Origin of the sequence: Roseibium hamelinense (assembly GCF_007830545.1) — a bacterium.
Classification (GTDB): Bacteria; Pseudomonadota; Alphaproteobacteria; order Rhizobiales; family Stappiaceae; genus Roseibium; species Roseibium hamelinense.
This window is the reverse complement of record NZ_VLLF01000001.1, coordinates 941,534-954,328: the sequence shown is the minus strand read 5'-3', so window position 1 is coordinate 954,328 and position 12,795 is coordinate 941,534. Positions and strand designations below refer to the sequence as shown.

Annotated in this window: 15 protein-coding genes; 6 read left to right on the top strand and 9 right to left on the bottom strand. The window is 58.9% G+C overall.

Annotated elements, in window-relative coordinates; genetic code table 11:
- Positions 1-48 precede the first annotated feature (48 nt).
- Complete coding sequence (locus JM93_RS04455) at positions 49-654, bottom strand: pyroglutamyl-peptidase I (protein WP_208994924.1); 606 nt, start codon at positions 652-654, stop codon at positions 49-51.
- Between the two features lie 6 nt (positions 655-660).
- Entirely contained in the window at positions 661-1,659 is a 999-nt protein-coding gene (gene meaB / locus JM93_RS04450) for a methylmalonyl Co-A mutase-associated GTPase MeaB (RefSeq protein ID WP_145340818.1), read from the bottom strand.
- A gap of 140 nt (positions 1,660-1,799) precedes the next feature.
- Here meaB and JM93_RS04445 point away from each other — a divergent pair, with 140 nt between their 5' ends.
- Positions 1,800-2,834: a phytanoyl-CoA dioxygenase family protein gene (locus JM93_RS04445; RefSeq protein ID WP_145340817.1), complete on the top strand. Its 1,035-nt coding sequence runs from the start codon at positions 1,800-1,802 to the stop codon at positions 2,832-2,834.
- Here JM93_RS04445 and JM93_RS04440 read toward each other — a convergent pair whose 3' ends face one another.
- On the bottom strand, positions 2,835-3,761 hold the full coding sequence (locus JM93_RS04440) for a GlxA family transcriptional regulator (protein ID WP_145340816.1): 927 nt from the start codon (positions 3,759-3,761) through the stop codon (positions 2,835-2,837). It abuts the gene before it with no gap.
- A 108-nt stretch (positions 3,762-3,869) separates the two neighbouring features.
- On the opposite strand from JM93_RS04440, the gene JM93_RS04435 reads away from it, so the two are divergent.
- Entirely contained in the window at positions 3,870-4,241 is a 372-nt protein-coding gene (locus JM93_RS04435) for a YybH family protein (protein WP_196220706.1), read from the top strand.
- Between the two features lie 48 nt (positions 4,242-4,289).
- On the opposite strand, the gene JM93_RS04430 is transcribed toward JM93_RS04435, so the two are convergent.
- A complete protein-coding gene (locus JM93_RS04430) occupies positions 4,290-4,877 on the bottom strand; it encodes a DUF1131 family protein (RefSeq protein ID WP_145340815.1) in 588 nt (195 codons plus the stop codon).
- Between the two features lie 687 nt (positions 4,878-5,564).
- A complete protein-coding gene (locus JM93_RS04425; RefSeq protein ID WP_145340814.1) occupies positions 5,565-6,179 on the bottom strand; it encodes a hypothetical protein in 615 nt (204 codons plus the stop codon).
- A gap of 425 nt (positions 6,180-6,604) precedes the next feature.
- On the opposite strand from JM93_RS04425, the gene JM93_RS21665 reads away from it, so the two are divergent.
- Together JM93_RS21665 and JM93_RS04420 are read left to right on the top strand one after the other, a co-directional pair.
- Positions 6,605-6,751 carry a hypothetical protein gene (locus JM93_RS21665; RefSeq protein WP_155197437.1) on the top strand — a complete coding sequence of 49 codons (147 nt, stop codon included), beginning with the start codon at positions 6,605-6,607 and terminating at the stop codon, positions 6,749-6,751.
- 24 nt (positions 6,752-6,775) lie between these two features.
- Positions 6,776-6,979, top strand: coding sequence for a hypothetical protein (locus tag JM93_RS04420; RefSeq protein WP_145340813.1), 204 nt, complete (start codon positions 6,776-6,778; stop codon positions 6,977-6,979).
- A gap of 42 nt (positions 6,980-7,021) precedes the next feature.
- Here the strand turns inward: JM93_RS04420 and JM93_RS04415 are convergent, their stop codons facing one another.
- The 4 genes from JM93_RS04415 to JM93_RS04400 form a co-directional block, all read right to left on the bottom strand.
- Positions 7,022-7,603, bottom strand: a complete 582-nt coding sequence (locus tag JM93_RS04415) for an LOG family protein (RefSeq protein WP_145340812.1) — start codon at positions 7,601-7,603, stop codon at positions 7,022-7,024.
- A 71-nt stretch (positions 7,604-7,674) separates the two neighbouring features.
- The gene (locus tag JM93_RS04410) at positions 7,675-9,063 is read right to left on the bottom strand and encodes a dipeptidase (protein ID WP_145340811.1); all 1,389 of its coding nucleotides are present in this window, start codon (positions 9,061-9,063) and stop codon (positions 7,675-7,677) included.
- A gap of 112 nt (positions 9,064-9,175) precedes the next feature.
- Positions 9,176-10,129, bottom strand: a complete 954-nt coding sequence (locus tag JM93_RS04405; protein ID WP_208994922.1) for a cation efflux transmembrane domain-containing protein — start codon at positions 10,127-10,129, stop codon at positions 9,176-9,178.
- Positions 10,130-10,141: 12 nt separating this feature from the next.
- Positions 10,142-11,701 carry a helicase HerA-like domain-containing protein gene (locus JM93_RS04400; RefSeq protein ID WP_244300749.1) on the bottom strand — a complete coding sequence of 520 codons (1,560 nt, stop codon included), beginning with the start codon at positions 11,699-11,701 and terminating at the stop codon, positions 10,142-10,144.
- Between the two features lie 155 nt (positions 11,702-11,856).
- On the opposite strand from JM93_RS04400, the gene JM93_RS04395 reads away from it, so the two are divergent.
- On the top strand, positions 11,857-12,261 hold the full coding sequence (locus JM93_RS04395) for a DUF2267 domain-containing protein (RefSeq protein WP_145340809.1): 405 nt from the start codon (positions 11,857-11,859) through the stop codon (positions 12,259-12,261).
- Between the two features lie 47 nt (positions 12,262-12,308).
- Entirely contained in the window at positions 12,309-12,716 is a 408-nt protein-coding gene (locus JM93_RS04390) for a DUF4332 domain-containing protein (protein WP_145340808.1), read from the top strand.
- Positions 12,717-12,795: the final 79 nt, after the last annotated feature.

Sequence of the window (12,795 nt, the reverse complement as noted above, 5' to 3'; positions counted from 1 at the left end):
GTGGCTGTTGAAGACAATAGTGTAATTTTTATCAATGGAATAGGTCGGTCAGCGGAGGGTCTGGGCCGCCTCGCACACAACGGCCCTGGCCGCACGTTCAAGCAGCGGATAATCCGGCCGCCTGTCATACCGCCCCCGGTTCAGCCGCGGCACATGGACGAACACCGCGGGCAGCTCACGGCCGAGCGTGTCCCATAGGGTGGCGTTGCACAGATAGTCGCCGGCATCTGTCGAAAGGCTGACCGCAGCCCCGGTGCGTGCTGCCGCGTCCCGCAGCCGTTTCGGCGCCAGAGTGGCGCGCCGTGCGCGCTCAGCAGGCTGCGCCAGATAAGCCGTGCCGGGCAGCCGGCCCTCGGCGTCGCAGCGGACCTGGTTGGCCCTGTTGACCGCCAGTGTCTCAATGTTGATCCCGGAGCGTTTGCCATCGGCTCCGAAATGGATCACCGCGTCCGGACCGAGCCGGTCGATCAGCGGCTGGGTGACTGCCTGCCGCCCGCGCCAAGTGGCAGGCAGCACGGCATAGTGCAGGCGCACATTGCGGATGTTAAACCCGATGATGCGCGGAAACCGGCGTATAAACAAAGCAGTAGGGTTCACCGGCATCCCCGGAAACGGGGTAAAACCGGTGACAAGCAAGGTTTTCTGAGCGCTCATGCGCAGCTACACTCCCACAAGATCGGCCAGTTCTTCAACCGCGACGGAAACCGCGGTCCTGCCTGCGCGCACGTCGTGTTCCAGGTCTTTCAGGCGCCCGGCGGTTCTGGGGCCCTTTTTCAAAGCTTCCATCATGCGCTGTTGCAACAGGTCATACATCCAGGCGACCTGCTGTTCGGAGCGCCGGCTCTGCCATTCGCCACTGGCGCTCATGCGCTCCTTGTGCAGGCCGATCTGCTGCCACACGGTGTCCAGCCCTTCATTGGCCAGCCCGGAGATGGTGACTACCGGCGGCGTCCAGTTGGGCGATTTCGGAGCCAGAATGTGCAGCGCGGCGCGGTAGTCGGACGCGGCCGACTGCGCTCGCATGGCACCCTCACCATCGGCCTTGTTTACGGCGATCATGTCGGCGATCTCCAAAACGCCTTTTTTGATGCCCTGCAACTCGTCACCTGCTCCCGGCAGCATCAAGACGAGAAAGAAATCGACCATGTTGGCAACGGTGGTCTCGGACTGGCCAATGCCGACCGTTTCCACCAAAATCACATCGAAACCGGCCGCCTCGCATAACAGCATGGTCTCGCGTGTTTTTTCCGCCACGCCGCCAAGCGTTCCGGCAGATGGCGATGGGCGGATAAAAGCATTGCGGTCCACGGCAAGACGGGCCATGCGGGTCTTGTCGCCGAGGATCGAACCGCCGGTGCGTGTCGAGGACGGGTCGACCGCGAGCACCGCCACCTTGTGCCCCTCATCCGTAAGGTTGGAGCCGAATGTGTCGATGGTGGTCGACTTGCCGACGCCTGGAACGCCGGTGATGCCGATCCGCTGCGCGGTGCCTGTGAGAGGCAGAAGCTCCTGGATCAGGCGGCGTGCTTTGTCGCGGTGCTCCGCCTTTCGGCTTTCCACCAGCGTGATCGCTCGCGCAAGAGCGGCCCGGTTGCCGGCGCGAATGCCTTCGGCAAGGTCTGCGGGATCGTCTTTGCGCGGTAAGGTAGCAGTGGTCATGGTTCTAGGCATACAGAAGGAATCGGCGCGCGTCACGCGGGCAAGGCTAGGTAAATGGTTGGCCTTGAGGCGTGTCAGGACTAGACTGCGCCCGTTTCGCTCAAACACGAGCAAAAAAGACAGGCGAGCCGTTTCGAACCATGAATTTTACATCGATTTTGAAATCGCCCTTGTGGGTGCTGGGTGTGGCAGGCACGGACAAGTCGCCGCGCAAGAACCCGATCCTGGGCAATGAATGGCTGAACAAAAACGGACTGCACCGTCAGCGCGTGTCGCTGGCGGCCGGCATGGCGGCTTGGCGGCGGAAACGCCTTGGCAGCCGCATCAGCGACGAGGCACAGGCCCATTTCGATGAGAATGGCTACTTTCTGACCGAGAATTTTCTATCCGATGCCGAGTTCGAGGCCCTGAAACGCGAAGTCTACGGCAAGCCGTTTCAGGCGCGCGAAATGCGCCAGGGCCAGACGGTCACGCGCATGACGCCGCTGCCGCCGACCGTCCTTCAAGACAATCCCGCGCTTGCGGCCTGCTTCCGCAACAAGGACGTGATGGCGCAAATCCGCTACGCCTCTTCGCGCGGAGGCCAGCCGCTCGGGTTTTTGCAAACCGTTATTGCCGAGCCCTCTATCGACGCAAAAGACCCGCAGACCGACCTTCATGCCGACACGTTCCATGCAACTTCGAAAGCCTGGCTGTTTCTGCATGACGTGGGCGAGGAGGATGGCCCGTTCTGCTATGTGCCCGGCTCGCACAAGCTGACAAGCGAACGGCTGGAGTGGGAGTACCAATGCTCGCTTACCGCCAGCAAGGATCCGCGTTCGCACCATGCCAGCGGTTCATTCCGGATCCGCCAGAATGAGCTGGAGGCGCTTGGTCTGCCGCCGGCCAAACGCATGGCGGTCAAGGCGAATACGCTTGTTGTTGCCGATACATTCGGGTTTCACGGACGAACCCCGTCCGACAAACCGACGACCCGCGTGGAAATGCATTGGCACATGCGCCGGAATCCGTTCCTGCCGTGGAATGGATTGGACGTAAAATCCCTGCCGCTGATCAAGGAGCGGGAGCTGGCATTTTTCATGACAGTTTCGGACGCCATGGAAAAACATCTCCGACAGCGGCATATCTGGCGCGATGTCGGCGCAGTGCCGGTGGATGGCCCGGCCAATATCTGATCACCCGGTGAGACGCCTTGCGCGCGGCGAAAACCGCCTGCGGTACTCGGAGGGTGTCAGCCCAACCAGCTCCAAAAACACCTTCCGGAAGGCATTGATGTCTGAATAGCCCAGATCCCAGCCGATCTGGGACACGGTGTCAGTCGTGCTTTCCAGCCGCTCCCGTGCCCGGGTGATCCGCAAAAGCTGGAGATAGCGGATCGGGTTCTCGCCTGTGGCGGCCTTGAAACGGCGCAAGAACGTGCGCTCGCCAAGCTTGGCGATGGTTGCCATGGCAGCCACCTTCCACTTGTGCTGTGGCGCGGCATGCAGCGCATGTTGAACAGACAGGATGGGTGCATCCCCATGACCGAGATTGGCGTGAAACGTGGCGTAAAAGCGCTGTTCGCGTCCACCTGGGTCTGCCAGCAGAAGGCGGGCGGTGTTCAGCATCACCGCAGGCCCCAAAAACCGCTCAACAAGATGAAGGCCGAGGTCGGTCCAGGCCATCATGCCGCCAGCGGTAACGATATCACCGTCATCCACCAGCATTTGGCTGCAATCCAGCTTCACCCTTGGAAACTGTGACTTGAAGCTTTGTTCCGCCGTCCAGTGCGTTGTGGCGCGCCGCCCGTCCAACAGCCCGGTAGACGCAAGATCGAAAGCCCCCATGCAAATCGACCCGGTAATTGCTCCTTTGCCATGTGCCCCTGTGACCGCCTCGCCAAGGGCACCCGGGCTTATCCGCTCTGGCGAGCCCGGCTCCGGCGGCAGAACCAGCAATGCGGCCGGGACTTGCGCGCTGCCCATGCTGACAGTCTGCACACCGGGCAAAGCGAGCAGGGCCGCCTGTTCGCTGGCTGTATGAAACAGGTCCGTCAATCCGTAGTGGACGGACCGGCGCGGGTCGCCCCGCGAAATCAGCTTGATCGTCAACATTGTCTGCATTTGTCGGAATATGCATGATTAATGTCAATTCCGCCACCGGGCAAATCCGTTTCGGCTTGTTACGTCTTGGCCATCGAAAACAAACACCTTGAACCACGGAGAGACCCGATGACCGACATGGAAACCGTTTTGGCTGCAGCGCGCACATCAAGTTCGAATTGGAAAGCCGCCTTCAATCGCGGCGATGCCGCCGGATGTGCGAAGGCGTACGCGGTTGACGCGACAATGACCGCGGAACCGTTCGGCACTTTTTTCGGGCGGGAGGCCATTGAAGGCTTCTGGCAGCAGATAATCGATCAGGGCTACAGCGATGTTGAGTATATCGACCCTGAAATGACCGTGTTGGACGACCGCACCGTCCTTCTGAAGTCCGGCTGGCGCATGAACAAGGCGCATGGTGTCATCACCAAGGAACTATGGGTGCTGCAGCCGGATGGGACAGCGCTTTTGACCGAAGACGCCTTTGAGGTCCAGGGCTAGGCGGTTGAAATGTCAGAGGCGCCGGAAACCCGGCGTCTCGTCGAAACGTCAGGCTTCTGGCGTCCACAAGATGCGCTGGATCATTGCGCCGCGCAGTTCCTCGTTCGGTGGCAGTTGGTCGAATGGCCCGTCATACTGCGGTATCGCATAGACGAGTTCGACATTGCGCGCGCCCTTTGCCTTGCAGATCGCCATGCCGCGCCACAGATTGCGTCCGACACGGCAGTCGCCGCGCCGCGTGCCGACTTCGGAAAACGTCATGCCGATCCGCTCGCCGTTCGGACCTTGCAAATGGTGGGTCACACCATGGACTGTTCGGACCTTGCCGTCCTTGCCCTTGAACACCTGAAGCACCTGAAAGCCATCCGAGTTAAAGGCCGCGATCGCCCACTCGGTCGTGTCTTCCACGGCTGTCTGAATCCCGTCGGCGGTAAAGCCGGGCAGGGCGGCTTCCACGGAACTATTCGAATAGCTCATGTCTTTTGTGATCCCGCCAACGCTGTCTTCCGTGATTTGCACCAGTGTCACATCCGAGGTGCGGGCAAAGCCGAGCGGTTCCTGATCATCGAAGGTGGGAGAGCAGGCCGCGGCAAAAAAAGAAACGGCACACAGGATCGGAACCAGCAGCGGACGCATTCAGGGAAAAACTCCGAAACACAGGGGGGCAATGGATTTTGATCGGTTGATCAAATCAGCGTTGGCGGGACATACCACCCGGACAGGGCGAATGCAAAGTCGGGCTGGAGGGCGGGTCTGTTTCCCACCGAATGCGGTCAGGGGGCTCAGCCCGAGCTCCTGCATGGAAATAAATTGGCATGGGAGAAGGCAAGTCCCCATCAAGAAGGCTGCGCAAAGCGGGCCCTTTGCTCCGGCAACCGCTAGCGGCAAGCGCGCTAACGGCAAGGGAGGCATTTCCCTTACATTCACTATGGGGATGCGGCCGAAACGCCTCAACCCATTTTATCTTCATTTCTCGATTGGGAGGTCACGGGCACAGCATTGGTTTGTTGTGTTCTTGCTGCCATCGAGGCTGTTTGTGGCAGGGCCGCGCCATGAGTACCGTCCCGGACGGCGTGCAATGCCGAGTGATGCACTCTGTCCGTCTCCTGGTGCGCGCCTGCGTCATCGTCCGGTTGCGGCCGGATACGGATTTCCAAACCAGAGGAGTTTCAGTTGCCGTTGGGGCAAACTCAGTCGAACATCCCCAGCCTCAGCGGGTGGAGCCCACTGAGAGCTTTCGGGACCATGCTGTGCGCACAGGTTGGCTATCCGTGCACGCGGACAAACAAATTGCTGTTCACGCAGACCAGGTTCGCGGCGAGGCTACAAGATCGTACAGGTCAGCGAAGTCCGCTGGGCTATCACCGCATTGGCAAGGGTCTGGATGTTTTGATTGGGGTGGCGTCTTGCAGTCTCAAGCGTTGACATTTCGGTATGCGGGTTCTCAATGATTGACTCGATAACGCAGTCAGGGACGCCGTTAATCGGATCAAATGAGCGCCGAACAAGATGGTCCTGCGCCGCGGGCGGGATATGGGCGTCCTTGAGAGAATTTTTAAGGGAACCCTCGAAGCGAGTTATCTGATTGTGAGAGAGTGCGTTGTTGAGATAGTAATCGGTGTTTAAGCGGGCGACCGCATTGTTAATGTCCAGGTTGGTTGATGTTCCGTTGCATATTGTGCTCAGGAACAGTTTTTCATTTCGAAGCAGACTGTTGGTCGCGTTGAAACCTGTCTTGAAAGATTTACATGTACCTTTTGCTTTACTTTGGTTGAGAGAGTTCATGAATGTGGAAATATGACCGGAAACATTGCTGGGAAGGTCCAGGTTATTGTCTCTTTTTCTAATTACCTCTGCTCTTGCGCGATTATTACGCGATTTATCGTAGTTTAGACCGCCGGATCCGCAAAAGTTTGTTGTAAATCGGGTATTGCTCAACGTTTTAACCCTTATTTTAGTGTGTAAATATAAAATACAACTATTTGTAGTTTTTAATATTAAATTTATGTAATGACCTTATAATGTGGATGTATAATGCTCAAAATTGTTTGAAATAGAGGTAATTTGAAGAAGCAATTGGAAAATAAAAATCAGAAAAATATCTGTATGACCGGATAGGTTGCGCGCTTTTGGTGGTCCTGCTGCGCTGTTTTCCAGGAACCATCTGCACGCAAGGCTGGGTGTTAACAGCTGATTCCCATGAATTTGCGAAAGTGATCGCCAATGGAAGGGGGGCTGCGGCAGGGGCAGCCATGGCAAACGGTGGCATTGGTTTCGGATAGCGCGTCAATGCGCTTCTGAACAGTACCCGGACGGAAGAGACGTCAGCGCCGGGAGCGGATGCGGGCACGATCGAGGAGTTCTTGGGGACTTATGCCGGCAGCAGGCTGACCGGGGCGGCAGCTGATGACGTCCGTGACGACGTGGCCCAGGCCGAGGACGATTTCTTGGACGTCTTTACGGATATCTACGGCCAAGAGCTGAGCAATGTACAAGGGCGTCGTCTTTGATGCATCGATGATGCACTTGACAGGATGTTCGAGAAGCTTGGGGCCGGGCTCGGCGGCCGTGATCTGACAGAGGGTGAAGACGCGGTCATCTCCACAGCCGATCGCTCTTGCTTCGATGGTCTTGACGGTGTTTTCACAAAGCAAGGCGATCTGGCGGCCGCCGAAGCACGGCGCATTGATGACACACTTGCCGGCCTGTCGGATGCCATTGATACGGTTCTTGCCTGATCGTGTTCCGGCGTGGAGCCCGTGCGCAATCTGGCCCAGACCTCAGGTCTGGTCAGGCTTGATCCATTTCGGCGTTGAGGGGGGCTGGTAGCTGCGGAATTTTTCCAAGAGCCCGTCTGGCGTATCGGCCACCTGCATCATGTTGCGCATGACCTGCTTCATGAAGCCCTCGCGGGTCTGATGATCCAGAAAACCGATCAGCCCGTCATAAAAATTCAACGCGTTCAACAGCCCGCACGGTTTTTTGTGCAGGCCGAGCTGGCCCCAGGTCCAGATCTCGAACACTTCCTCAAGGGTGCCAACGCCGCCCGGGAGGGCGATGAACGCGTCAGAAAGCTGTTCCATCATCGCCTTGCGCTCATGCATCGAGCCGACAATGTGCAGCTCGCTAAGGCTTTCGTGCGCGATTTCCTTTTCCTGGAGGTGCCGGGGCAGAACGCCGACCACAGTGCCGCCATGCTGGAGCGCACCATCGGCCACAGCGCCCATCAGGCCGACCCGTGCACCGCCATAGACCAGGGTGATGCCGGCTTTTGCAATGGCCTGACCTGTTGCAACGGCCAAGTCGCGATACTCGGGAACAGCACCCAGGCTGGACCCGCAAAAAACGCATACGGATTTCATAAAGTCCTCGTTTGCTCAACAATGAATGGCGGCCCGGTAAGAGGCCGGTTTTACCCGGCCCCTTTAACGGCTCAACCTTGCGCGAGCTCGTCCAGCACACGCGCCCAGGAGCGGATGCCTTTGTGGAAGCTTTTCAGGTTGTATTTCTCGTTGGGCGAATGAATGCTGTCGTCTTCAAGGCCGAACCCGATCAGCATCGTGTCCATGTTCAAGCTGCGCTTGAAGTCGCCAACCACCGGAATGGATCCGCCCATACCGATGAGTGCCGCTTCCGTGCCCCATTCATCCTGGAGCGCCTTCTTGCCCTTGGCGAGCGAGGGCATGTTGAAATCCAGTCGCAGCGCCGGGCTGGCGCCGTGCGAGGTGAATTCCACCGAGCAGTCCTCGGGAATCCGGGCCCTGACATGCGCGCGGAAAGCCTCGACGATTTTTTCCGGGTCCTGATCACCAACAAGCCGGAAGGTGAATTTGGCATGGGCCTCCGCCGGGATGACGGTTTTTGACCCGGCACCAAGATAGCCGCCCCACATGCCGTTGACCTCGGCGGTCGGACGGGTCCAGATGTGCTCCAAAGGCGTGCGGTCCTGTTCGCCGCATGGCACGGACAGGCCGATGTCACCCAGGAAGACATCGGTGGAAAAGCCGAGCGTGTCCCACATCTTCATGACATCTTCCGGCACGTCGATCACGCCGTCGTAAAAGCCGTCCAGTGTGATCTTGCCCGTGTCATCGCGCATGTCGGCGATGATCTTTGCGATGATGTGGTTCGGGTTCGTGGCCGAGCCGCCATAGTGTCCGGAATGCAGATCGCGGTTTGCCGCCTTGATGGTGATTTCCTCGCCAACCAGGCCGCGCAGCATCACGGAAATCGCCGGTGTGTTTTCGTCCCACATGCCGGTGTCGCAGACGAGCGCCAGATCGCAGCTCAACTCGTTCTTGTTGGCTTCCAGGAACGGTTCGAGGGACGGTGAGCCGGATTCTTCTTCGCCTTCGAAAAAGACGGTGACATCCAGCGGAAGGTCTCCCTGAACAGCCATGTATGCGCGTGCTGCCTCGACAAAGGTCATCAGCTGGCCCTTGTCGTCGGCAGAGCCGCGGGCGACGATGATCTTGGAACCGTCCTCGCGGGTCACAATCCTGGGCTCGAACGGGTCGGTGTCCCAAAGATCCAGGGGATCGACCGGCTGGACGTCATAATGGCCATAAAACAGCACATGCGGCCCCGGCTTGCCGGTCTTGCGATGGCCGACGACCATGGGCTGTCCGGTGGTGTCGCGCACACTGGACTCAATACCGATTTCACTAAGTTCCCTGGCCAGCCAATTGGCAGCGTTGCGGCAGTCGTCAATATAGGCCGGATCTGCGGAAATGCTCTTGATCTTCAAAAAGTCGAACAGGCGGTTGAGACTGTTGTCGAGATCGGAATCGATCTGAGCGAGAACCTGGTCGATGGTGCTCATGGGGTATCCTTGAAAACTGACTAGATTGAACGCGGGGGTCCCGCCTTTTCGAATGCCCCTAAAAGGCCACAACCGCGCGCCGACCGCAAACCGATTTTGGACAAATTCCGCGTTACTCGCGCGGATCGGGTGGAAGCGGGCCGGTTTTTGCCGTCATCACCACCTCCACGCGGGTCGGGCCGATCAGGTCTTCCAGCCGGGCGGCAAGAGTCTCTTGAAAGGTATCGATCTCACGGGCTTCGACCGGGCGCTGCGGGTCGATATACACCCCGGCAAAATGCATCCGGCCGGCCTGCAACACGGCGGCGCGATGAAATTTGAAACCCTTTTCGCGGGCAAGTGCGCGGGAGGCACGGGCAACCGCCGATACAGTCTTGCTGGGCGCGCTGACACCAGCAAGGTCGGCGAGCGTTGTCCGGAACGAGCCGAGCGGCTGCCAGATGATCAGCAGCACCAGAACGATCACGAGCACCGCATCGCCGATCGGCACATAAGGCGCGAGCGGGGTCTGTTGGAGATAGGGCAGCGACAACAAGACGGCGCCCGACCCGAGACTGAGTGCGCCGTCAATCATCGCCGCCCGCGATTCCGTTTTCAGGATCGCGCTGCGTTTGCCGCTGCGCCGGTAGGCAATCTGGTAATTGATCGCCAGGGCCACGCAAATCACCACTATGACCACGGCATATACCGCGATCGGTCCGAACACGAGCTCGGGAACGGTGCCACCGGTAAAGAACGTGAAAATCTTGATGCCGGACAGGATCAGCGCAAACACCAGAACGCCTATCAGGATCAGGCTGCGGAAGGTGACGTAGAGCGCCTCGTCGAAGTCATGACCCCAGGGCCGCGAGCGCGTTGCCGGGGCACCAACCCGCGCACCGATCCGGGTGGCGGCAATGGCGGACAGGAAATTGACCAGCGAATACAGCCCGTCGACCAGCATGGCATCGGAGCGTGACAACAGCGCAGCCGTCACTCCGGCAAAGGCCATGAACAGGTTTGACCACTTGCCGATTAACAGTGCGCGACGCTCGGTCCGTTGAAGCTCATTCGGTCTGGTGGTCACTTTATCGCCGTCCTAAAAGCCGCGCTTGAGAGAGCCGAGCAATCCGCGCACAAGAGCCCGGCCAAGAGACGTGCCCACACTGCGGGCGGCGGATTTCAGGCCGGCTTCCAAAGCGGTGTCCCGATTCCGCCGGCGGGTGGCCTTTCGCTTCACGCTTTCCTGCCGGGGCCGGTCGTCACGGCCGAAATCGGGCAACTGGAACCCAGAGCGCGTGCGCCGCGGTTCGCCGTGTTTTTCGGCCGCCTGCCATTCCTTGTCCCGCCGCTTGTCCTCCTGGCGCAGAGCGTCTGACGCCCGTTGCTGCAGCATTTCATAGGCCGAAATCCGGTCCTTGGAGCGTTCGTAGAGGCCAAAGCAGGGACCGGACTGGATCAGGGTTCGCCGTTCCGCCTTGGTAATCGGGCCAAGGCGCGAGGAGGGCGGGCGGATCAAGGTGCGCTGGACGATCGACGGAATGCCCTTGCCTTCAAGGGTTGAGACGAGCGCTTCTCCAACACCAAGTTCGGTAATCACCTGTTCGGTATCCAGATCCGGGTTCGGTCGGAAGGTTTCTGCGGCGGCGCGCACAGCCTTTTGATCGCGTGGTGTGAAAGCGCGCAAGGCGTGCTGTACGCGGTTGCCAAGTTGGGCAAGAACGGTTTCGGGCACGTCGAGCGGGTTTTGGGTGACGAAATAGACACCAACGCCCTTGGAGCGGATCAGCCGAACCACCTGTTCCACCTTATCGATGAGGGCCTTCGGGGCGTCATTGAACAGAAGGTGCGCCTCGTCGAAAAAGAACACGAGCTTCGGCTTGTCCGGATCTCCGACTTCCGGAAGCTCCTCAAACAGCTCAGACAGCATCCAGAGCAGGAACACGGCGTAAAGCTTTGGAGAGGTCATCAGCTTGTCTGCGGCGAGAATGTTGATCACACCGCGGCCGGTCGGGCTCACGCGTAGGAAATCACGCAGATCCAGTGCCGGTTCTCCGAAAAAGTGCTCACCGCCCTGACGCTCCAGCACAAGCAAGCGCCGCTGGATCGCGCCTACGGACGCTTTGGACACATTGCCATAAAGCTTTGACAGCTCGCTTGCCCGGTCCGCCACATGGGCCAGGATCGCGCGCAGGTCTTTCAGATCCAGCAGCAGCAGGCCCTCATCATCGGCAAGTTCAAAGGCGACATTGAGCACGCCTTCCTGTGTGTCGTTGAGTTCCAGAAGCTGGCTGAGCAGCAAAGGGCCGATTTCCGAAATCGTCGTGCGCACGGGATGGCCTTGTTCGCCGAAAACGTCCCAGAATGCCGCTGGAAACGCCTCATAGGTGTAGCGGTCGGAAAATCCGATGTCCTGCGCACGTTTTTCAAGAAAATCCTTGGACGTCCCGGCCATGCTAAGGCCAGACAGGTCTCCTTTGATGTCCGCGCAGAACACCGGCACTCCGGCTTGCGAGAAGCCTTCGGCGAGGATTTGCAGGGATACGGTTTTCCCGGTTCCGGTGGCGCCCGTGATCAGGCCGTGCCGGTTGGCAAGTTTCAGTGTCAGATATTCCTTACGAACGCTGCCGCCGATAAAAATTCCAGTCTCTTTCGTCACCTTGCCCCCGATCCATTTCCGTTTTGAACACCCGTCCCATGAAAAATCTATCTGCTGCAATCCTTCCCGTCGACGTCCTGCCGTCATCCCGTGTATAGCCTGTCGGGAATTTTGGGCCCAAGCGACTTTTGGCCTATCCGGATATGGAGAATGGAATGGACGAGCTCATCAGCCGTGTCGCCACTGCCGCGGGTATTGACGCGGACAAGGCGCGCGAAGCGATTGCTATCATTTTGAAGTTTTTGAACTCTGCGGGCGATGAACAGCATATGCAGCAGATTTTCGACGCTTTGCCCGGTTCCAGCGAGCTGGTTGCGGCAAAAGAGGCGGAAGGCAAGAGTGGCGGTTTGCTGGGCGGTCTCGCCGGCATGATGGGCGGCAGCATGGGTAACGGCATGGGCGCGATGGCCGCTCTGAACGAGCTGACCTCTGCCGGTCTTGACATGAACGAGGTCCAAACCGTTGCCAAAGAGCTTGTTGCTGCCGCCAAAGAAAAAGCTGGGGATGAAACTGTCGATGCCGTTGTGGGTAAAATACCGGGCTTGAGTCAGATCCTTTAACTGCCGCAAATGGAATAGGTCGTGACCCAACGGGAGTTTATCGGGGAATGTCTTATTCAATTATCGAAATTGAGGGAATTGGGCCAGCTTACGCTGAGAAGCTTCAGGCTGCGGGTATCAAGACAACGGAAGCTTATCTTGAACGCGCCAAAGACCCGGCCGGCCGCAAGGCTCTGGCGAGCGAGACCGGTATTGATGCCAGCCGTATCCTCAAATGGGCGAACATGTCCGATCTGATGCGCATCAGCGGCGTTGGCGAAGAGTATTCCGAACTCCTGGAGGCGGCCGGGGTGGACACCGTGAAGGAATTGCGCAACCGCAATGCAGTCAACCTTGCGGCAAAAATGGCCGAGATAAACGCGGACAAAAAGCTGGTTCGCCAGGTGCCGGGCGAAGCCCAGGTGGTCAAGTGGGTCGAGCAGGCCAAGGAACTGCCGCCGATGATGACCTATTGAGTCGGCCACGGAGGGCCGGAACGCAGCCCGCCAAAGCACCATGGAACACGGAAACGCCGGCACATGAGCCGGCGTTTCT